Genomic DNA, 23,887 nt, shown 5'->3' on the forward strand with positions numbered 1-23,887 from the left:
TGTATTAATTATTCAATTTTTCTGGCACTGTTTTTATACTTAATATCCAACAAGAGCTACCTATATTTTTGCTATTATCCACCAAAAAATAATATTGATTTATTGGAATAATTAAACAATACAAATAAATGAAAGTCTTTATTTCTTTCCTTTTTACTTTCTTGATATTTCCGTTTCAAAGTAATAGTCAAAGTGACTACCTTAAATTTCAAAATTTTGATGTAAAAAAAGGCTTATCACATAGTTTCGTGAAATGCATGTTACAAGACCGACTTGGTTTTATCTGGCTAGGTACAAGAAACGGACTCAATAGATATGACGGGTATAACTTTGAGGTTTTCAAAAACAACAATCAAGACACCAATAGCCTAAGCAATAATCAAATCAACGACATTTTTGAAAGCAAGACAGGGGATTTATGGATTGCTACATTTGGAGGCGGACTCAATAAATATGATCGAAAAAAGAATACATTTATAACCTTCAAAAACAATATAAAAGATAAGAATTCTATTTCTAATAACTTCCTAAATACAGTTTGGGAGGATCATGAGGGAAACATTTGGATAGGTTCTGATGGTAACGGAATTGATTTATACAACCCTAAAAAGAATAAATTTTCACATTATAGCACACATAACATTAAGAACTCAAAAGATGATTATATAGAAACCATTTTTCAAGATAGCAAAAGGAATATTTGGGTTGGTACTGGTCACAATGGCCTATTTAGGTTTGATTTCAAAACAATGACTTTTATTCCCTTTGATTTAAGTAAATACATTGATCTTCAAACGAAAGATATCGGGATTAAATCAATATTTGAAGATAGTCGAGGTCAGCTGTGGATTGGCACCAATGGACATGGCCTAATGGTATATCAAGATAAGACAAACAACCTTAAACACTATCAGTATAAGTTCCATAACTCCGCTGGATTGAGTGCCAATGTTATTTATGCCATAGATGAGGATAGGCAAGGCAATATTTGGATAGGTACTGAGAATGGAGGTCTTTCAATTTTCAACCCACAAAAACAATCCTTTAGAACTTTTATCCATGACGAATTAGATGAGTATAGTCTAAGTAATAATTCGGTCTATTCTATTTTGAGAGATAAAAAAAATAACATGTGGATTGGCACTTTTAACGAAGGCTTTGATCAAGTAAATATAGATGCTGATAATTTTGTTCATTACAGAAGAAAATCTAATACTAATAGTCTAAATAGCAACAAAATACTTACTATTTATGAAGATAAAAACGAAGTAGTTTGGATTGGAACAGATGGTGGTGGACTTAATCAATTCAATCCTAAAAATGGCGTTTTTAAACAATTTTTAAACAAACCTGGAAACGCTTCAACTATAACCGGCAACCATGTACTCAGTGTTTGTGAAATGAAAAATGGTGAGTTTTGGGTAGGGACTTGGGGGGCAGGTATAACCGTCTTCAATTCAAATCGGAAAGTCGTGAGACACTTCAAGCATAATTCTACATTAAATACTAGCTTGAGCAGTAACAATATTTGGAAAATTTTCCAAGATTCTGATAACAATATTTGGATAGGAACTTATGGAGGCGGTCTAAATCTTTACAATCCCAAAGACCATAGCTTTATAAGATATCCCTATGGCCTGAATTCGTTAAAAGGAACCAACAATAGCAAAATACTATCTATCTATGAAGACCATTCGGGGTTTCTTTGGATAGGAACTGACGGAAGCGGATTAAACAAAATGAACAAAAAAAATAAGTCATTTGAGTATTTCCTAAACATTGAAGGTAAAAATAGTATTTGCGATAATACTGTTGGGACAGTGAAAGAAGACAAAGATGGCAATTTGTGGATTGCGACAAAAAAAGGTTTAGATTATCTTGACACTAAAAATATAAAATTTACACATTTCACCGAAGCAAATGGTCTTGTTGGAGACATTGTCCATGGGATTTTGGAAGATAAAAAAGGAGATTTGTGGATAAGTACCAATAAAGGTATTTCAAATTATAATAGGCTATCAAAGTCATTTCGGAATTATTCAGAAGCAGATGGCCTTCAGTTTGGCGAATTTAAAGAACTCGCATCATGTGTAACCAAATCAGGAAGAATATATTTTGGTGGCAACAACGGCATTAATGCATTTTGGCCTGATCAGATCAAATCGGTTCAGTTTGAACCGCCAGTGTACATAACTGGATTCCAGATATTCAATAAAAAAATCTGTGTTGCAAAAAACGATAAAGATACTTCGCCACTGAAAGAGAATATATTACTGACAAATGAAATTGTTTTGTCTTACAAAAACTCTGTATTTTCATTCGACTTTGCCTCTTTAAATTATGTTTCTGACAAAAAGAAGAAGTATAAATATCGAATGGATGGATTTGAGAAAGAATGGCAAGAAGTAGACGACACTCATACCGCAACCTACACTAATCTAGACCCAGGAACCTATACTTTTGAAGTAAAGGGATTAAAAAATGATGGTAATTGGTCGGACAGAATAAAAAAAATTAAAATCAAAATCACCCCTCCATTTTGGAAAACATGGTGGTTTGGAATATTATCAATTCTAGCGATTTCGGGCATTTTGATTACCTTTCACTTAAGACGAACAAAAGCTATTAGAGCCAGAAAGGGGGTCCTAGAAAAGTTGGTTATTGATAGAACAAAAGAACTGGAAATATCTTCGATTCAAGAAAGAAATGCCCGTGTTGAAGCAGAAAAGGCTATGGAAGAAGCCAAACATGCCAACAAAGCCAAAAGTATTTTTTTGGCGACTATGAGCCATGAAATACGAACACCTATGAATGGTGTAATAGGAATGAACAACCTTTTAACCCAAACCAAACTCGACGACGACCAGAAAAGCTATGTGGAGTCTATCGGTATTTCAGCTGAAAATTTACTGACGGTGATTAATGACATCCTTGATTTCTCCAAGATTGAATCAGAAAAACTTGAGTTAGAAGAGCATGATTTCGACCTTCATAACTGTATAGAAGAAGTACTTGATGTTTTTGCAAATAAGGCAGTGGAGAAAGGAATAGACCTTATATATCAAATAGATGAGAAAGTTCCTGCCCATATAATCGGTGACCCCGTAAGGCTTCGGCAAATACTCCTAAATCTTATTAGCAATGCTCTAAAGTTTACCGAAGAAGGTGAAGTATTTGTAAATGTAAAAACCGTAGAAGCAGATGACTCTAAACAATTAAAGCTGTTATTTGAGGTGAAAGATACGGGTATTGGTATACCAAAAGATAAACAAGAGAAATTATTTCAAGCATTTTCGCAAGTTGACTCCTCAATTACCAGAAAGTACGGCGGTACCGGACTAGGCTTGATAATTAGTAAGAAATTGACGGAAATGATGGGAGGTGAAATTGGAATCAAAACCGAGATGGGAGTAGGAAGCACTTTCTTTTTCTCCATACTTACAGAAGCAGGTATAGAATCTGTATCAAAATACCTAACGCTTTCACCAGGCATAATTGAAGGAAAACAAATCTTAGTCGTAGATGATAATAAAACCAATAGGCAGATATTAGAAACTCAATTAAAGATCTGGAAGTTTGAACCCACTATGGCCACTTCAGGCAGAGAGGCTTTGGAATTGATGAATGAAAACAGACACTTTGATATGGTGTTGACGGATTTACAGATGCCAGAAATGGATGGAATAACACTTTCCTCAGAAATAAGAAAACTGAATTCTAAAATTCCAATCATACTTCTGAGTTCATTTGGGAATGTATCCCACAAAGAGCATGGCAATATAATTTCGGCAAGCCTTACCAAGCCTGTTAAGCAACATCAATTGTACAAAGAAATTCTTGGACAATTCAAATCGCCCTTGGCTCTCAATATAGGGCAAGAGAATGTAGAAGAAAAGAGCACTTTTGACATTAACTTCGCTCAAGAGTATCCAGCAAGTATTTTAATTGCCGAAGATAACTTGATTAATCAAATGGTTATTCAGAAAATATTAAAACTACTAGGTTTTCAACCAACAATAGCTTCGAATGGGCTTATTGCTGTCCAGAAGTTTCAGGAAAATATTTACGATATCATATTGATGGATGTTCAAATGCCAGAATTGGATGGCATAGAGGCTACCAAACAAATTAGAGAGTTACAAGGGAGACAGCCAATTATAATAGCTATGACTGCAAATGCAATGCAGGGAGATAGAGAGGAATGTTTGAATGCAGGCATGGATGATTATATCAGTAAACCAATAGTAATGGATGAATTGTATAAAAAACTTAAAATCTGGGCTGGAAGTAAGGAAGAAATTTTTTGAGTATTTATTTAAGGAAAATACGATTTCACAAATAAGAAAGCGAAAGTTTAACAGCCACTTTTTTCTTTCATTATAAAGCTATTCTAAACTTAGCTTTAATTTATGCCTTACTTAAGTAGCTATATGAGGAGTCATTAGTAAAAAAAGGTCAAAAATTTAGTGACGCATCAAAGGTTATGTCTTTTTTATAAGAAGCCATAAGTAATCGGCCTAGAGATTTCGGGATTAATTACTTTTTTTAAGATTATATAGCTTTTTGAGCGATTAGACCATCTTTGTTGTGATTACAAAACCATACAAGTAAACACATCAAGATAAAAAAACGACATTTATCCTATCATCAATTTTATGATTGAAATTTTGAAGGTTCTGTTTGAAATATCCCAAAATAAAATCAGAAGTTAGCCAATTCTTTTGATAAAAAAAGACCATTTTTATTTGATTGTCGTTTGTCATTTTGTAAATGATGAAATTAAAAGCCCATGTATGGATATCTACAATCTAAAACTTCTTTATTTTAAACAATTAAAATACGAAATAGAAAACGAATTTAACAAAACCATAGGTACCACATAACGAGTAAATAAGTAGTTCTTTTAAAAAATTATAGTCTGAATTTAATCGTTCTTTTCAGAGTTTACGCCCCACATAAAATATTTAGCATAGACAAAAAAACTAAGGCATTTTGTATTAACAAGACTTCATCAAACTACATTAATTCTTACAAAAAAACATACAAACTGTAGCTAATGCACTTATTTTTAATTTACTACAAAACTTCACAAAAAAATAGATATAATTAGCTTAAAATAAATTTAATAATAATTTTACTAAAAAATATGATTATTTAAACATTAAGTGTTAATTTGACGTTTATTTGTTCCGTTTAAGAATCTTAACCTATTTATCAATATTAAAATATCAAAAAATGAGATTTCAAAATTTCAAGAATTTGCTTTTTTTAATTTTTAATTTGAGCTTATTGAGTATGCAATCTTTGCTCGCTCAACAAAGACTTAGCTCGCTCAAAGAAGCCTTCAAAAGTGATTTTTTCATTGGCACGGCACTGGGAGCTGAGCATATTTTAGAGAAAAACACAAAGGCCAATGAACTTATAATTCGTGAGTTCAACGCAATTACTCCAGAAAACCACATGAAGTCTGTAAATATCCATCCTGAATGGAACAGATATGACTTCTTTTTGGCTGATAAATTCGTTGAGTTTGGTCAAAAAAACAAGATGTATTTGGCAGGACACACTTTAGTTTGGCATTCTCAGTTGCCCAATTTTGTTCATAAAATAAAATCTGCAGATTCGTTGAAATTGTTCTTGACAGATCATATAAATACTGTGGCTGGCAGATATGCCGGTAAGTTGAACAGTTGGGATGTAGTAAACGAAGCCATTGAAGATGACGGCACTTTCCGTAAGTCTATTTTTTATAATCTGTTGGGCGAAGATTTTATAAAAATGGCCTTTGATTTAGCAGCAAAGGCTGACCCAAAAGCCGAGTTGTATTACAATGATTATAACAATGAACAGCCTGCCAAACGCAAGGCTACCATCGAAATGATTAAAAAGCTTAAAGCTTCTGGTTCAAAAATAGATGGCGTGGGCATACAAGGGCATTGGAGTATCAATAGTTTGAAATTAAAAGATATTGAAGATGCTATTGTAGAATATGCAGCTTTAGGATTGAGAGTATCCTTTACAGAATTGGACCTTACTGTTTTGCCCAATCCATGGGATTTGAAAGGTGCCGATGTCAATCAAAACTTTGAGAATAGCCCGAAAATGAACCCTTATCCAAAAGAATTACCCGATTCTGTTCAAACTACCTTGGCTCAGAAATATGAAGAGCTTTTTAAGATTTTCTTGAAACACCAAGATAAAATTGATAGAATTACTTTTTGGGGAGTGGCTGACAACCATTCTTGGTTAAACGGCTGGCCAGTAAGAGGTCGCACCAATTATCCATTGCTTTTTGACAGGAATTTTGAGCCAAAAAAAGCTTACACCTCTGTAATGAACCTGAAAAATACCAAACCTAATCTATAAAATTATGACACAAGAATCTCAAAAACTCTCGGTATTAGAGAAAGTTGGCTACAGCTTAGGCGACTTGGCAGCCAATTTAGTTTTCCAAACTTTAGTAACATACTTGGCCTATTTTTACACAGATATTTACGGATTGAAAACCGAAGACGCCACCTTGGTGACACTTTTTGTGGGTCTTTTTGCAGCTTTTGTCTTTAATCCCGTCATGGGAGCTATTGCCGATAGAACCAGCACACGTTGGGGCAAATTCCGTCCTTGGATTTTATGGACTGCCGTTCCCTTGGGTGTAACAGCATTATTGGCTTTCAGCACACCAGATTTTGAGTACAGCGGGAAAGTAATTTACGCTGTAATCACCTACAGTTTATTGCTTTTGCTTTATGCAGCCAATAATTTACCCTATTCGGCATTGAGTGGAGTTATAACCGGCGATATGGCTGAACGAAACAGTATGTCGGCTTACAGATTTGTGGCAGTGATGTTTTCACAGTTTTTTGTGCAGGTTTTTATGTACAACCTTATCCTGAAAGCTGGCGATGGGGATAAAGCTGTCGGAATCGAAAAAGTAATGACCATTTTGGCCATTGTGGGTACATTGATGCTTTTGGTAACTTTTTTCACCACCAAAGAACGAATTGTCCCAAAACCAGAGCAAAAGTCTTCGCTAAAAGAAGATTTGGGGGATTTGTTCAAAAACATTCCTTGGATCATCATGTTGGTCACTACCACTTTGGTATTTGTTACTTTGGCCATGAAAGGCGGTTCTTATGTATATTATTTTGAAAATTATGTGGATAAAGTTCAATTGACTACATTTTTGGAGCCTATGAAAAGCTTCCTTCCCGCCTTCGAAAACGACATTTCGATGGGACTTGGCGTGTTTAATGGTGGCGGAATATTAATCGGTTTGATAGGGATAATGCTTTCAAAAAGGTTTGCCGACAAATACGGAAAAAGAAACGTCTTTGGAGCGTCCTTGTTTGTTTCTACTTTATTTATCATTTTCTTTTATTTCTTTCCTCCTCAGTCGGTCGGACTTATGTTTGGTTCACAAATTTTACACATGTTTTTCTACGGGATAAGCACACCCATACTTTGGACCATGATAGCCGATGTGGCGGATTACTCGGAATGGAAAAACAATCGAAGAGCTACCGCAATAATTTTCTCTGCCATGATGGTAGGCCTAAAAGGCGGCTTGAGCATTGGTAGTTCTTTATTAACCATGATTTTAGGTGTATTCAATTACCAACCAAACTTAGAAGTAGCTCAATCGGCGGAAACCATTAACGGAATAAAACTGCTTGTGAGTATTTTCCCAGCTATTCCATTTTTGATTGCTTGTGGATTGTTGTTTTTCTATGAAATAAATAAGAAAATGGAGTTGAAGATAGAATCGGAATTGAAGGAAAGACGGTAATTGTAATTGGTATACTGGTTATTAGTTATTGGGAACTTTGGTTAAGGATATTGGCTCTTTTGTGAAAATAAATAATTTAGGAGCCATAAACCCTCCAACGACCTTGCGATTCTCATTTCAAGTTACATATTGCCTTGTTACCTATATTCCAACAACCAGTATACAAATAACCAATTAACCAGTATCTAATTAACCAATACACCAGTAACCAATACACGAGTAACCAATTAACCAGTAACCAATTAACCAAAACACCAGTAACAAAAATGCCCGAAGATAGTATAGAACATATTGATTTTGAAAATTTGAACAAGCGAGCTATTTCGCAGCCATTGGTCAAAAATATTTATACCGCAGACCCGTCTGCTCATTTTTTCGATGGAAAGATATATATTTATCCATCACACGATGTTGATGCGGGCGAAGCTTTCGACGATTTGGGAAGCCATTTTGCAATGGAAGACTACCATGTAATTTCTATGGATGCTATTGATAGTGAAGCCGTTGACAATGGTGTAGCTTTGCATGTAAATGATGTGCCATGGGCTGACAAGCAAATGTGGGCACCAGATGCCAACGAAAAAGATGGCAAATATTACCTATTCTTTCCTGCAAAAGGCTATGACGGAATTTTCAAAATAGGCGTAGCCGTTGGAAAATCTCCAGTTGGACCTTTTATAGCTCAACCAGAGCCCATCAAAGGCAGTTTTTCTATTGACCCAGCCGTTTTCAAAGACGATGATGGTTCATATTACATGTATTTTGGTGGCATTTGGGGTGGCCAATTGCAACGCTGGAGAGATGGGAAATTTAATGCGGCATCTCCTGAAAGTCCCGTAGCACATTTGCCCGCCGATAATGAACCTGCTTTATGTCCGAAAGTTGCAAAAATGACCGACGATTTGTTAGAGTTTGCTCACGAAGCCAAAGACGTTTTGATTTTAGACGAAAACGGCCATCAACTTCTTAACGGAGACAATGAGCGAAGGTTTTTTGAAGCGGCTTGGATGCACAAATACAACGGAAAGTATTATTTCTCCTATTCTACAGGAGATACGCATTTTATTTGTTATGCCATCGGAGATAATCCTTATGGCCCGTTTACCTATGCAGGAAGAATTCTTGAACCCGTAGTGGGTTGGACTTCGCACCATTCTATTTGTGAAGTTTCGGGCAAATGGTATTTGTTTTATCACGATTCTAGTCTTTCTGAAGGCGTAACCCATTTGAGAAGTGTAAAAGTGGCGGAGATAACTTATGATGCTGAAGGTAAGATAAATACTTTGGTGCCTTACAAATAATAAAATATTAAATTCTAACTCTACAGTTAAATAAATACTATAATTAACCACATAGAAAACATAGAGAAATTCCACATAGGCACATAGATAAAAACTATGTAACTAAGTGAAAAATATAGGTTTATTAGAGCTATGTGAACTATGTGTTTAATAAAATCTTAAATATTTCAAATATGAACTTTAAAGGCATTGTATTACTTGGGTTAATATTTAGCAATTCGGTTTTCGCCCAAACCACCCTCAAAGAAGCTTATAAAGATGCTTTCAAAATGGGCGTAGCTGTTAATGATCAGATAGTTTCTGGTAAAGATAAAGCTTCGCAAGACATTGTGGTGAAGCAGTTTAACACCATTACACTTGAAAACTCGATGAAAGCGGCTCTGATAAATCCGCAACCTGAGGTTTTTAATTATGGGCCAGGCGATGCTTTTATCGATTTTGGAAAGAAAAATAATATGTTCATCATTGGGCATACTTTGGCTTGGCACAATCAAACACCAGATTGGTTTTTTCAAGATGAAAACGGAAAGCCCAAATCAAAGGAAGAAGTTGCTCAACGATTGCACGACCATATAAAAGCCATTGCTGGACATTATGCAGGGAAAGTAAATGCTTGGGATGTAGTAAATGAAGTAATTGACGATGACGGAAATTACCGCCAAACAAAATGGGTAAAAGGCATCGGAAGTGGGGATGAATTTGTAAAATTGGCTTTTAAATATACGGCACAATATGCCCCAAATACCGAATTATACTATAACGATTTCAATGCTTGGCGACCAACAAAACGGGACGGAATTGTGCGTATGGTAAAAATGCTTCAAGCGGCAGGAATCAAAATAGACGGTATCGGAATTCAAGGACATTGGGGATTGAATTACCCAAAAATCGAATACATCGAACAAGCCATTGATGCTTATGCTGCCCTAGGAGTAAAAGTTATGATTACTGAACTCGATGTGGATGTACTCCCACTTACCAAGGAAGGTCAGATTATCGGACAAAGTATGTCAGAAAAGCAATTTCAAAACGAAGAATTTAAAACTTTCTTAGATCCTTATCAAAAAGGTCTTCCTGCTGATATTGAAAAAGCCTTGTCGGCTAGATATGCTGAATTTTTTGAGATTTTTTACAAAAGAAAAGACAAAATTGACCGAGTTACACTTTGGGGTGTACACGATGGCATGAATTGGAAAAACGATTATCCTGTGCCCAATCGTACCAATTACCCACTTCTTTGGGATAGAAACAAACAAGCCAAACCCGCTTTAAATGCTGTTTTACAAGTACCTAAAAAGCTAAAATAAGCCCATGAAATCTCGTTTTTTAATACTACTTGCTTTAAATATAATTGTTTTCTCAGAAGTAAAATCTCAAATCAGATTACCAAAACTGATTTCTGACAACATGGTTTTACAAAGAGATACGCCTATTAAAATTTGGGGTTGGGCAAGCCCGAAAGAGAAAATTAGTTTGATTCAGAGCAAGAAAACGTATAAAACCACCACCTTAGAATCTGGGAAGTGGGAATTGACTTTGCCTCCTCAACCTTCTGGAGCTGGTGTGGAAATTATTTTAAAAGGTAAAAACGAGATAAAAATTAACAATGTGGCCTTTGGAGATGTGTACTTTTGCTCGGGCCAGAGCAATATGGTTCACCAGATGGAGTTGCATCATGTGCTTTATGCCAAAGATATTGCAGAGGCAAATAATGCTAACATTCGCCAGTTTTGGATACCCACAAGCACCAGTTTGAGTGAGCAGAAGGATGACTTCGCAAATGCGAGTTGGAAAATCTGTAATCCTGAAAATGTTCGTCAGTTTTCGGCGGTGGCGTATTTTTTTGCAAAAAATATTTATGAAAAACATCAAGTACCAATTGGCATTATCAATGCCAATGTGGGCGGAACACCGATTGAAGCTTGGACGAGTGAGGATGGTTTAAAAGACTTTTCGAAATTAACAGAAACCATTCAAAAAAATAAAGATACGGCTTACGTAAATTCGTTTTCGAGGATAAAAATACCTCAGATGGTTTCAAAAGACAAAGGTGAATTGGAATCTCCGAAATGGTATGAGTCTAATTATCAGCCAAAAGACTGGAAACCGATAACTGTTCCTGGTTTTTGGGAGGACCAAGGAATAAAGGATTTAGACGGGGTGGTTTGGTACAGAAAAGACATAAATCTGCCCGCTTCCATGTTAAATAAACCCTCAAAAGTATTTTTAGGCAGAATTGTGGATGCGGACGCCATTTATATCAATGAAAAAAAAATTGGTCAAACTGGCTATATGTATCCGCAGAGGCGGTATCCGATTCCGACCGATTTACTTAAGGCCGGCAAAAACACCATTGTAGTAAAAGTGACCAATAATGGCGGAAAAGGCGGCTTTGTGCCAGATAAACCTTATAGTTTGATTGCTGGAAACGACACTTTAGATTTGAGTGGAGCTTGGCAATATAAAGTTGGTGAGGCTTTTTCACCTCCAACTGGATTTTTCCCAAATTTTTCTGGCCAAAATCAGCCGACCGCTTTGTTTAATGCCATGGCTGCTCCAGCTACAAAATATACTATAAAAGGCTTCCTTTGGTATCAAGGCGAAAGCAATGCTGGCCGTCCTCAAGAATATGCCGATTTACAAAAAGCCCAAATCAGAGATTGGAGAAAACAATGGAATCAGGGCGAATTACCGTTTTTATTTGTACAACTGCCCAACTTTATGGATGCCAACTATTTGCCTTCGGAAAGTCAATGGGCAGCACTTAGAGAAGCTCAGCTGAAAGCCTCAACTATGCCCAATACAGCCATGGCTGTAGGAATAGACCTTGGAGAATGGAACGACATTCACCCCGACAATAAAAAAGATGTGGGTGATAGATTGGCATTATTGGCAAGAAAACTCATTTATAAAGAAGAATTGGTTGCTTCAGGTCCTATTTTCAATTCGTCCAAAATCGAGGAAAACAAGATAATACTAAGTTTTGATCATATAGGAAGTGGCCTCATAAGCAAAGATGGTGATGCTTTACGAGAATTTGCGATTGCAGGTGCAGACAAAAAGTTCGTTTGGGCGGATGCCAAAATCGAAGGCAATCAGATAGTTGTTTCAAATCCAAAAATATCAAAACCATTGTATGTCAGATATGCTTGGGCAGATAATCCTGATGTGAACTTTTACAATGCCGAAGGCTTACCAGCATCTCCATTCCGTACGGATGGCAATGATTTAGACCCAACAAAACCTTGGATGGGCAAAAAAACTGCTGTGGTGCTAACTTATGACGACGCCTTAAATGTGCATTTGGACAATGTAATTCCTGCTTTAGATTCTTTGAGTTTGAAAGGAACATTTTACCTAACTTCATCGTCAGATGCTTCTAGAAATCGTATAAATAACTGGAGAAAGGCGGCTACTAATGGTCACGAATTGGGCAACCACACGGTTTATCATCCATGCGATGCGAGTGGACCTGGGATGGCTTGGGTGAAACCTGAGTATGATTTGAGTAAATATTCTATTGCTCAGATTCAGTCAGAAATCAAGATGTGTAATGCCTTTTTGAAAGCCATTGATGGTAAAACCAAACGCACTTTTGCATTCACTTGCGGTCATAAAAAAGTGGCCGAAGGCGAGTTTATTCAATCTCTTTCCGATGAATTTGTTGCTGCAAGGGCTGTAAGACACGAAATGCACAGTTTTGATGAGCAAAAACTGATGGACATTGACTGCTATAGCATGGAAAACAAAACCGGCGAAGAAATGATAGCTCTAGTAAAACAAGCCCAAGAATCTGGCAAATTGTTGGTGTTTTTGTTTCATGGTGTAGGTGGCGAACATGGCCTGAATGTATCCAAAGAAGCTCATAGTCAGTTACTTCATTATCTCAAAGAAAATGAAAAAGACATTTACATCGATACAATGTTGAATGTAGCGGAGCATTTAATAGACATGAAAAAACCAACCAAAAAAAAATGAAAGCATTCAAGATTTTATTTATTTTACTCACTTTCGGGACTTCGGCTATCGCCCAATTTGGCCTTACCCCAGCCCAAAGAGATAGCATCAACAAGCTTACAGAGGCCGACTACAACAATATGTTGGGTCAGTTGTCTATTAACCGTTCTCAAGTCAGACGAGGGCCGTCTGGAAATCCGAAAGATGCAAACGCTGCCAATAGTTCGGAGGAAAAAGTAAACAAATACACTTTGCCCGACCCTTTGGTGCTGAAAAACGGCAAAAAAGTGAAGTCAGTCAATGAATGGAATCAATTACGCAGGCCAGAAATTGTGGCTGATTTTGAAAATGAAATTTATGGAAAACTTCCTGCGAACATACCCAACGTGAAGTGGCAAGTAATTTCTGTAAAAGACACAATGGTGGGCAATCAAGCCATAAAAGAAAAACTTTTAAAAGGGATTGTGGATAATTCCGACCATACAGCCATCAAAGTAGAAATAAACTTACTCATAGCCACTCCAGCAAATAGTAAAGAGTCTGTTCCTGTAGTTTTAGAGTTTGGTTTTATTAAAAATCCATTTAGTCCAGGCCCTGTCAAAGCCATCGGTTTGGGCTCGGCAGGAGAACCCACATGGCAAGAGCAAGTAATTACAAAAGGTTGGGGATACGCCATTATAGAGCCGTCAAGCATTCAGGCAGACAACGGAGCTGGACTTACCAGAGGAATTATTGGATTAGTAAACAAAGGAAATAATCGAAAACCTAATGATTGGGGAGCATTAAGAGCATGGGCTTGGGGTGCCAGTAGAGCCATCGATTATTTCGAAACCGACAAAGACATTGATGCCAAGCGAGTAGCCATTGAGGGTCTTTCTCGTTATGGAAAAGCTGCGGTAGTGGCCATGGCTTTTGAACCAAGAATATCGCTTGGATTCATTGGCTCATCTGGGGCGGGTGGCGTAAAAATACTCAGAAGAGTTTTTGGTGAACAAGTAGAAAATCTTGCTGGATCTGGCGAATATCATTGGTTTTCAGGCAGTTTTATAAAATATACCAGCCTATTTACTCCTGATGATTTGCCTGTAGATGCTCATCAATTGGTGGCTTTGTGTGCTCCTAGACCGATATTTATCAGTGCGGGCTCTCCGCAGGTAGAAGGCAACTGGATCGATGCCAAAGGCATGTTTATTGGTGCGGCTCAAGCAGGTTCTGTTTATCGTTTATTTGGTAAAACAGATTTGGGAACTACCGAATTTCCTCCATTGGGCACTCCACTTATAGATGGTGAAATAGCTTACCGACAACATGCTGGTGGCCATAGCACCGGCCCCAATTGGAGTACTTGGATAGCCTGGGCAAGTAAATATTGGGGTAATTAAAATTTGATTTTTAGAGTTTATTAGGTTTGCTTTTTTTATGGAAATAATCCTTTTAGTGGCGATAATACTTCGTTTTTTTGATAAAACGATTGTTCAGAATGACCTATATGTGGAAAAATCTTAAAAAATAACCAACCAAGGCTGCTCCAATAATAATAACTGGCTCTTGAAGCTTTTTGTATTTCCACAATAAAAACATCGTTAAAAGAGCTATGATAATTGTATTGATATCCAGCAGTGACCTTTTTGCAAGAATAATTACAGCTCCAGAAATGGCACCAACGGCAGCCGCTGTAATGCCACTCACAAAACTCTTTATTCTGGGCAAATTTCCGTATTTCTTAAAATAAGGGGCGGGCAAAATAGTTAATAAGTAGCAGGGCAAAAAAGTAGCCAAGGCAGCAACTACTGCTCCTTTAAAGCCCAAAACCAAATAACCTATAAAGGCAACCGTGATAACCACAGGCCCAGGGGTAATCATAGCCACCGCAACGGCATCCATAAATTGTTTTTCGTTTAACCAATGATAATCCTTTACCACACCCGAATACAAAAATGGTACAATGGCCAGCCCACTCCCAAAAACGAAAGCTCCTGCTTTGGCAAAAAATAGTGCAATCTTAACTAAAGTATCTGTTTCGGAGGTACTAGCACCCAAAAGGCCTAAACCCAAAGGGACAATTGTATTAATTTTGGTGAATTTTGGAGGGTTTTTATAAATCATATAAGCTATGCCTCCTATTAAAAACAACCAGACGCTCTCAGATTCTGTGTAAATCGTAAACAAGGCGGTTAGTCCAAATATCATCCAAAGAAAATAGTCTTTTCCGATAGATTTTGTCACTAGTTTGTATGAACTCATGGCGATAATACCTATTACAGCGGCACTTATCCCATAAAATACGGCTTGTATCCATGACAAACCTCCATATAAAGTATAAATGTATCCCAGTGCAACCACCATAATAAATGATGGTAAAACAAAAGCTAAACCCACCAATGTAGCACCCAAAACTCGATAATTCACATACCCCAAATAAATGGCCAACTGTGCAGCTAAAGGCCCTGGAGCTAGCTGTGCTAAAGCCAAACCTTCTTTATAATCTTGCTCTGAAATCCATAATCTATCCTCTACCAAGTCGCGATGCATATAAGATATCAAGGCAGCAGGGCCACCAAAGCCTACTGTTCCGAGCTTTAAAAAGTAAAGTATTAAATCTTTTAAGGAGTAAATGGGCGACATATTACAAATTTTAGAGTTTTATTGATTTATCTTGGTCTAATAAATGACTGAAGTTTTCATTTTTGATATTTTCGAGAGTCCCTTTTTAGCAAAATATAAGTTTCTAATAATCAACCTTTCATAAAGGATTTTCATAAAATTATAATTAATTCATCTAATCAGGTAAAATCCAGAACTTTGAGATTCTGAAGGGTTTTTAAATAATTGGATAACAGTACATGATTCAATGCTTTAAATCTACATTCCACCTTGCTTATACAATCACATCTATCACCGCATCTCGGAGTCAACTGAACCTTGCACTCTGTAAAGTCTAAAATTTCCAAAATGGCAATATCTTCTAGACGTTTTAGAAGTTTGTAACCACCCAACTTACCCTGAAAGCTCTCGACAAATCCTTTTTTTTTAAGTTCGAGCATGATGTTCTCTAAAAACTTTTTAGGAATCTGTGTACATTTTACAATCTCCGAAACACTAATCAGCTTCTCTTTTTTATGGAGAAAAACCAATGCTTTGATAGTATAAATAGTCTTTTTTGTGAATTCCATAAATAATTTTGTTTTCGTGGGTGGGTTCGAACCACCAAACCGGGTTTATGAAACCCCGCCAACCCCGATGATTGTCACGAAAGTTTAAAAAAGGGAGTAGACCAAAATTCTAACTCTCTACTCCCAAAATAACTCATAATTAATTTAATGTATATCTCAATGTAACACCGTAGGTACGTGGGTCACCCAAAATACCACCGATTTGGCCAGCACTTCCTGGAGCCACCAAAAGCTGTTCGTAGTAGTCCTTGTTACCTAAGTTTCTGCCCCAAACGAATAGTGAAATACCATTGGAAGCTCTAAAACCCACTCTGCCGTTTAGCAAGGCATAGCCTTCAATATCTAAGAATTGTGATGGTGAAGGGCTTGAAGAAAATGTAGAACGATAATACACATCCAAGCCACCGAAGTAGTTACCTTTTAAGCCAAACAAGCTACCTTTTCCTGTGATTTCGGTACCCAATGATCCAGCGTATTTTGAAATTCCGGGTAAAACACCTCCAGAAATATCTTTGAAAGCGGTAGTTCCACCAACTTCCTCGATGGGAACAGGTGCATTGGTGAATTTCACATATTTACCATCGGTATAAGCAAAAGCTCCATTAAATGTAAAGTGGTTGTTTACTCTAATACTTCCATCAACTTCAAAACCAATTACTCTAACTTCTTCTGCATTGGCCAAATACCCTCTGTTTACACCGGGTTCAGGAGTTTGTACTTGCGTTTGATAGTCTTTAATGTTGGTGTTGTGAAAAACTACGTTTAAAACCGAACTTGCAGATGGTTTGGTTTTTACGCCTAACTCAAAATGTCTAACGGCTTCAGGTTTTACTGTTGCCAATTCTGTCAATACCATGCCATTGGCTGTTGGTAATCCTCCCACATTAACACCGATAGGCTTATAACTCAAGGAGTAAGTTCCAAAAGTATTTACATTCTGATTGAGTTTGTATTGTAAAGTCAATTGGCCAGAAAAATTATCTTCAGAAGCGTCTATGTCAAAAGTTTGATTGCTATAAACTCCATTTTTCAAAGCCAATAATGCTGCATCTGTGGTTTGTAAACCACCATAAGTTGCCCGGCTGTAGTTGGCTTTTTTGGCATCTTTGTTATATCTAATTCCTGGTAAAACATGCAATTTTTCAGTTATCGACCAATCTGCCTGAGCAAATAAAGCTACGCTTGATGATTGAATTCCGTAGGTTGTTTTGATTCCAAAATTGTCAAACAAGCCCGGAGTTTTCCATAATGGACTGGTAGAACTTTGTGCGAAACGCCATTGGGCTGTACCTGCTTCTTCTGTGTGAACTGGATATGTTCTTAAATCCTGCCACAAACCAAACGCACCTATTACGCCACTTATTTTATCATTTACCTTACCAGAATATCTAAACTCTTGTGAGTACTGGTCATGTGCTGATGTTCCCGATGAGATCGAAAATGAGTTTAAGCCCGTGTAATCACGGTCGTTTAATGGATCCCATTTCCAATATCTCCAAGCGGTAGTTGAGGTTAGTGTACCACCACCTATTTTGAAGTCGGCATTTAGTGATAATCCACCCAATTGATTACCCGCCCTCGACGGCGTATCCAAATCTAATATTCTTTCAAATGCACTTTTGTATGGAAGAGTATATCCCAAATCACCGATAATGGCATTGAACTGACGATAGGCTGCACGTTTGGTAGTAACTACCTTTGCAACAGGCCAACCGTAACCCACTGGATTTTGGTCGGTAACGTCGGCTATAAAAGTAAAATTGATTTTATCTGTAGGCTTAAATAGTAATTGTCCTCTTATCCCGAGGTTATTGATATCATTGATGTTGGTTTGTGTACGTGTGTTGTACAATAAGCCATCTCTTTGTGTACCCGTAAATGAAACTCTTGCGGCGAGTTTCTTACTTAAAGGACCAGATACTGAAGCTTTTGCTTGAACATATCCTTTATTGCCATAGCTCAACTCAAAACTAGCCGATGGGTCAAAAGTCGGCGTGCGAGAAGTTACGTTAAAAGCACCTGCAGTAGTATTTTTTCCAAACAAAGTACCTTGTGGTCCACGTAGCACCTCTACTTGGTCGATGTCTATAAAATCAAGGGCGGTGGCCGCTGGTCTAGCATAATATACACCGTCTACATAATACCCAACACCTGGGTCGATACCATCGTTGGTAAGTCCATAAGTAGAACCTAATCCTCTGATATTCAATGTAGTATTTCTGGCGTTTGAAGCATAAAACTGAACTGTAGGCACCAATTCTTTCAGACGATTTACGTTAAATGCTCCTTGGTCTTCAACGGTTACTCCACGAATCACCGAAATTGGAATAGGAATATCTTGAACCGCCTCTTGCCTACGTCTTGAAGTTACTACCACATCAGCAAGGTTTTTGGTATCTAGTTCTATTCTGATTTCAACTTTACTTTCGTTGATTACAACTTCTTTTTTTATATAACCAATGAAAGATACAATAAGCGTAAAAGGCAATTTTTGTCCTGTTATAAGTGCAAACTCACCGTTGGCATCTGTTGAGGCAACTTTGGTGGTTCCTTTGATAGATACTGTAGCTCCAATGATTCTCTCGTTGGTTTTGGCGTCTAATATTATCCCTGAAACGGTGGCGTTGATGATGGGCTTGTCTTGGGCAGAAATAAATAGGGGAAATAAAAATGCTCCTATTAGAAGACTAGATTTTAAAAGTTTTTTCATTAATTTGAAATTGTTTAATTGAAAATAAGAAAACTGACCTCTTAGGAGGCAGCTCATTTAGCGATGATTTTATTTTTGTTAAGCATCCACCAGTCTGGTTGCAGCCAGGCTGGTTTTTTATTTTAAAGACAACATCGTTGATTCATTCTGGTTATTTTTTTCACAAATGTATATTAATCTATATAGTCTATAAAATTAGTAGAGTAATAAATTTATAATCTTCTTTATTTTATCATATTATTTTTACTAAAAATTATATTTTTAACCAAAAAAAGCACCTTTAGAGGTATCTAAAGGTGCTTTTGACTATGAAAAAAGAATTGAGATTTAGGTTTTTTAGCTAAAAATCAACCCCAAAACACTTGTATATTTTGAAAGAATAATTTCAACACAAGAAAAATAACAAGTTATAGGTGCTTACCTCACACTCAAAACTACTCTTTGATAGCGAGCCAGACTTGGTACTCCATCATCTTTTCCTTCTACAATGACATGAATTGTATCACCAGTTTTGGCTGATTTCGGGATTTCTATGCTTGCATTTGTATTGTTTATTGAGGTGATTATTACTTTTTCTTTAAAAGTACCCACTTCTTCATATTGCCAAAAAGTAAGGGCTACTTTGTTTTTATCTGGGTCAAGCGTAGTGGCTGTTAGCGTGATTTTCTGCCCTGCTTTTACCATTTTTTTATTTCCTCCTTTCACTGAAATCATTGGTGCATGATTGGCACCCTTAAAATCCTTTATACACCAATCAGCACGAGCTGCAAAATCCTCTTGAATGGCCGGAATCCAGCGTGTTTGGGCAAAGGCTTTGTCCATCTGTTTTGTAAAAGGATTATAATCTGAAGCTGCGTCTCCGTCTTCCCAACGGCTTGGTGTAACTGCCGATTGCACCAAACGACCGCCCCAACCGCCAACTTGTGGATTTTCTAGATTATTCAAACCAACATCAACCAAATGTAAAAATGCAGGAGAATCGCCTTCTGAAATGAAATCGTATTGCCCAAAACTGCCCCACTGGTTCTTTTTTGCCTTTTCCATGCTGCTATAAATATCGTCAATTTCGCCCAATGGCGGATTACCATCGCCATAGCTGTAATACATTTTTAAAAGTGGCCCATGGTTATTGATGATATCGCCCATAAATTTTCCTTCTAAATAAGGGTGAAGTTCAGCAGGCACTGACCTTTTCCAAAAATAAGCAAAACTCCAAAACTGATTGGAATTATAATAAACCTTGATGTCTTTCCAGTTCGGTTCTATGTATTTCTTGTAGGTAGCGTCTTGGTCAAGTATGGCATAAATGATGGCTTTCTCACAAACTTTTTTGTATATCTTGTCCCATTCTGGCGTGTTTTTGTACTGATCTTCAATAGATTTCAAAGCCCGAGCAATGGTATTGGTACCACCCCAAACTTGCAAATAGAGCGGAGATCTATCATCGTCAAGCAGTTTAGCTTTTATAAAATCTGAACCCTCAGTATCTTTTACCATTTCGCCTTCAAAATCAATATTTCCGATGCGAATTCTGTCTCTGAGGTATTTATGTGTAGGAAAATCCTTTGAATGTGTTACCAAATTTGGATACACCTTTCCGTAAGCATCCACCAAATCATAAATCCATTGCTCTCCTGGCCAGCGGAGTTCGGTTCGTTCACCGTAAAGTTTTTTGGTCATTTCCATTTCGGAGGTAAACTTTGTGCCTTTACCATCTCCTTTGTAATGCCATTGCGAACTACTGACAATTAAGCCTTCCACTTTATATTCATTTGAATATAATAACATTCGAATGAACGAGTCCACATCATCTAATTCTCCATCAGTAGTAATTATCGTACGTGGTTTATTCGACTTTGAATTACTTTTTTGAGCTTGACAAAGATTCACTGCCACAGACAAAATAAAGCCAATTATTAGAAACCCTTTTTTCATTTTTATCATTTATTTTAAATACTTTCTAAATTTATCTACTTCTTATCTCTAAAACAATCCTTTGATATTGAGTAAGTGTCGGCGAGCCAGTGTCAGTTGCCTCCAAAACTATATGTATTGTTTGCCCAGCTATAGCATCTTTTGGCACTAAAACTTCAGCTTGTAGAGTTTCATAATTTAGTATTTCTACCCTGTTTGTATATGTTCCTGCAGGCATTTGAATCCATTTCACAGAAACTTTTTGATTATCGGGATCCGAGACTTTTCCATTTAGTTTTATCTTTTGCCCAACATTTACCATAATTTTTGTTGGTCCTAGGAAGCTAACTTTAGGTTCGTGGTTGGCATCTGCAAATTTAGATGTAACCGACCATTTCATTCGTGCAGCAAAACTATTTTGTGCTTTTGCGAAAAAATCAGGAAAAGGCAAGACCTCAGCTTTTGTCTGTTCATTTCTTGAACCCATTTGTGCGGCCATTTGCTCAGCTGTAGTTTCTGCAGCAAAAGCGTTTGACTCTAATGCAATGGATCTTGTTCTCCCTCCCCAGCCACCAAAATCACCTTTTTCAAAAGCAAAAAGTCCGTTGTCTAGCATATTCATAAAAGTGGCGTTGTCACCTTCTCCTAGCCACGAACCTTTTTCCTGAGGTGGCATCCATACAAAATAACCCATCTTTTTAAGTTCGTCAATAGTATAACCTGTCATTCCGAAATAATCAACTTTATCCCCTTTGACCATTTGTTTGCCATCACCCCAAACTCTGTACAAGCTACCTAATGCTCCTTTGGAGATTATATTTTCAATCATCCAGGCAGGCGTTAGCAAAGGTTTGTTGGTTTCATTTGCCCTTAATTGGGCTCCGTAGCCATAGTTTGGGCTATCCCTAAACTGTCGGTATTCAATTTCAGGCCAATTTGGTCGAATATAAGAGCCAAAAGTATCATCCTGGTCACCCGAAGGTAAAAGCACCACTTTTCTTGAAATTTTACTTTTTATATTTTCCCATTCAGTAGTAAATTCATACTGCTCTCTTATCGATTTCAATGCTCTGGCAATAGTACTCGCACCGCCCCAAGCTGCAATATATAATTTACCTGGTTTATTATCCATTATTGTAGATTTTATAAGCTCAGAGCCAGGAGTATCCTTCGAAAAATCTCCATCAAAATCTATATTTCCATATTTGATCCTAGACTTCAAATATTCAGGAGTTGGGAAGTTTTTATTATGAATTTTCAAATTGACATACGATTTAGCATATGCATCTACAATGTCATGAATAAAACGTTCATCTTTTGCCCACCTCCATGATTCACAAGGGCATTCGTTCATTCCAAACCTGTCATATTCCCTACCTGGCACATGCCATAGCGTACCTTTCCCGTCGCCTTTCCAATGAAACTGACTGCTAGCATACACCAAACCTTCTATTTGATAGTCAGTACTATACATCAGAAATCTAATCATAGAGTTGTTATCATCCAGCTCAGGATCGGCAGTGATAATGATACGAGGTTTGGTTTCGTCTTGTGCTTTTGCACTATGAATGGCAAAAAGTGATATACCAGTAGCCAATATTGTTTTAAAAATCTTAAACATCTTCGAAAAATTTATTTCTGTAATTGAGCGATTGAGTATGCATGTTATCTCAATTCTTTCATTTATCGTTAAATTATAATTATTTAAAACACATTGGAGCAAATTCTGTAAGATACAACCTCCAAGAGTTCCAATCATGATTACCTATATTCTCGCGGTAGATGTATTTAAAACCGATTTCGTCATACAGTTTTCTTAATTCTATGCCACTTTTATACAAAAAATCATCGGTTCCCATGCCAATCCAATACACTTTAGGGTTATTTTTCTGCAGTTCTTTCAGCTGAGCTATATGCTTCTCTTTGTTGTAAGATCCATCATTTCGAGCTGAAGAAAACAGCCCCATACTCATGACTCCTATGTATTTAAACATTGAAGGATTGCTATTGGTAATATTTTGGGTTTGAAATCCACCCATTGAAAACCCAGTAAGTGCTCGGTGATTGGCATCAGCTATTACACGATAATTTCCTTCAATATAGGGAATTATATCTTTTACCAAACTTTTTTCAAACAAGCCTGCTGCCATGGCACCTATGCCTGTATTGTCTTTTTTGTTTTCAAATGCCGTTCTGTCTAAAACCGCTCCTACATTGTTTACATCACCATTTGTAATAACCACAATCATGGGTTCGGCTTTTCCAGAAGCAATTAGATTATCTATAATATAATTTGCCCTTCCTCTACTTACCCAAACTTCCTCATCACCACCTCCACCATGCAATAAATACATGACAGGGTATTTCTTTCCGCTTTTGTCATATCCAGGTGGGGTATAAATGAACATTCGTCGTTGACTTGTACCGATTGTCGGTGAATCGTACCAAACAGCCTTCAGGTCCCCGTGAGGTACTGACTTTACATCAATTAAATCTCCCAAACCGCCCGGCACCATCAACCTACTTTGAATATATCCACCGTCACGAGTGGCATTTTTATTTAAAGGATCTAGCAATGGAATACCGTCAATAACGATATCGTATTCATACATATCAGAGGGCAAAGGCCCTACTTTAACTTCCCAAACTGAGTCCTTTTTTGCCATTGCGTCTGGCTTAAATCTCCTGTTCCAAGTGCCCACCACTTTTACATCTGCAGCATTTGACGCTTTTACTCTAAAAATGACCGAATTGTCAGATAAAACTTCAGGTGAAATTATGCTATTGGGGCGACGTTGGGCATCAGAAATAAAAGGAATTACAAATATAAAAAATACAAAAAAACTTTTTTTTATACTTTTCGATACTAAAATTTCGATTTTCATATTTTTAATTTTAAATGTTTAATTCTAAGAAAAAATTTTAATATTTTTATACTGCGAATGTAAAAGCAAAAAAACAATAAACAAATAATTTCTTTTATTTTCTTTTTGTTTCGTTTATTTTCTTTTTAAATTTGTCGACGAAATAGTGAAAAGTATATTTT

13 protein-coding genes are annotated in these 23,887 nt (G+C 36.9%); 7 read left to right on the forward strand and 6 right to left on the reverse strand.

Going from position 1 to position 23,887, the window contains the following annotated elements:
- The first annotated feature begins 128 nt into the window (after positions 1–128).
- From EGI26_RS01275 to EGI26_RS01310, 7 genes are all read left to right on the forward strand, one after another.
- Positions 129–4,307, forward strand: a complete 4,179-nt coding sequence (locus tag EGI26_RS01275; protein ID WP_255075812.1) for a hybrid sensor histidine kinase/response regulator — start codon at positions 129–131, stop codon at positions 4,305–4,307.
- Positions 4,308–5,295: 988 nt separating this feature from the next.
- Entirely contained in the window at positions 5,296–6,366 is a 1,071-nt protein-coding gene (locus tag EGI26_RS01280; protein WP_255075814.1) for an endo-1,4-beta-xylanase, read from the forward strand.
- Positions 6,367–6,370: 4 nt separating this feature from the next.
- Positions 6,371–7,786, forward strand: coding sequence for an MFS transporter (locus EGI26_RS01285; RefSeq protein ID WP_255075815.1), 1,416 nt, complete (start codon positions 6,371–6,373; stop codon positions 7,784–7,786).
- Between the two features lie 266 nt (positions 7,787–8,052).
- Positions 8,053–9,087: a glycoside hydrolase family 43 protein gene (locus EGI26_RS01290; RefSeq protein ID WP_255075816.1), complete on the forward strand. Its 1,035-nt coding sequence runs from the start codon at positions 8,053–8,055 to the stop codon at positions 9,085–9,087.
- A gap of 173 nt (positions 9,088–9,260) precedes the next feature.
- Positions 9,261–10,394, forward strand: a complete 1,134-nt coding sequence (locus tag EGI26_RS01295; protein ID WP_255075817.1) for an endo-1,4-beta-xylanase — start codon at positions 9,261–9,263, stop codon at positions 10,392–10,394.
- Positions 10,395–10,398: 4 nt separating this feature from the next.
- Positions 10,399–13,065: a sialate O-acetylesterase gene (locus EGI26_RS01300; protein ID WP_310587921.1), complete on the forward strand. Its 2,667-nt coding sequence runs from the start codon at positions 10,399–10,401 to the stop codon at positions 13,063–13,065.
- On the forward strand, positions 13,062–14,426 hold the full coding sequence (locus EGI26_RS01310; protein ID WP_255075818.1) for an acetylxylan esterase: 1,365 nt from the start codon (positions 13,062–13,064) through the stop codon (positions 14,424–14,426). The genes EGI26_RS01300 and EGI26_RS01310 overlap by 4 nt, the downstream gene beginning before the upstream one ends.
- Positions 14,427–14,529: 103 nt before the next feature.
- Here the strand turns inward: EGI26_RS01310 and EGI26_RS01315 are convergent, their stop codons facing one another.
- From EGI26_RS01315 to EGI26_RS01340, 6 genes are all read right to left on the reverse strand, one after another.
- A complete protein-coding gene (locus tag EGI26_RS01315; RefSeq protein WP_255075819.1) occupies positions 14,530–15,669 on the reverse strand; it encodes a chromate transporter in 1,140 nt (379 codons plus the stop codon).
- Positions 15,670–15,827: 158 nt separating this feature from the next.
- Positions 15,828–16,217 (reverse strand): Rrf2 family transcriptional regulator, encoded by a 390-nt coding sequence (locus EGI26_RS01320; protein ID WP_255075821.1) that lies wholly within the window; start codon positions 16,215–16,217, stop codon positions 15,828–15,830.
- Between the two features lie 139 nt (positions 16,218–16,356).
- The gene (locus EGI26_RS01325; protein WP_255075824.1) at positions 16,357–18,927 is read right to left on the reverse strand and encodes a TonB-dependent receptor; all 2,571 of its coding nucleotides are present in this window, start codon (positions 18,925–18,927) and stop codon (positions 16,357–16,359) included.
- 417 nt (positions 18,928–19,344) lie between these two features.
- Positions 19,345–20,862, reverse strand: coding sequence for a DUF1593 domain-containing protein (locus EGI26_RS01330; RefSeq protein ID WP_255075825.1), 1,518 nt, complete (start codon positions 20,860–20,862; stop codon positions 19,345–19,347).
- A gap of 31 nt (positions 20,863–20,893) precedes the next feature.
- Positions 20,894–22,462, reverse strand: coding sequence for a DUF1593 domain-containing protein (locus tag EGI26_RS01335; protein ID WP_255075826.1), 1,569 nt, complete (start codon positions 22,460–22,462; stop codon positions 20,894–20,896).
- 79 nt (positions 22,463–22,541) lie between these two features.
- Positions 22,542–23,726 (reverse strand): alpha/beta hydrolase-fold protein, encoded by a 1,185-nt coding sequence (locus tag EGI26_RS01340; RefSeq protein ID WP_255075827.1) that lies wholly within the window; start codon positions 23,724–23,726, stop codon positions 22,542–22,544.
- Positions 23,727–23,887: the final 161 nt, after the last annotated feature.

It is taken from the genome of Lacihabitans sp. CCS-44 (genome assembly GCF_024343735.1).
Taxonomy (GTDB): domain Bacteria; phylum Bacteroidota; class Bacteroidia; order Cytophagales; family Spirosomataceae; genus Leadbetterella.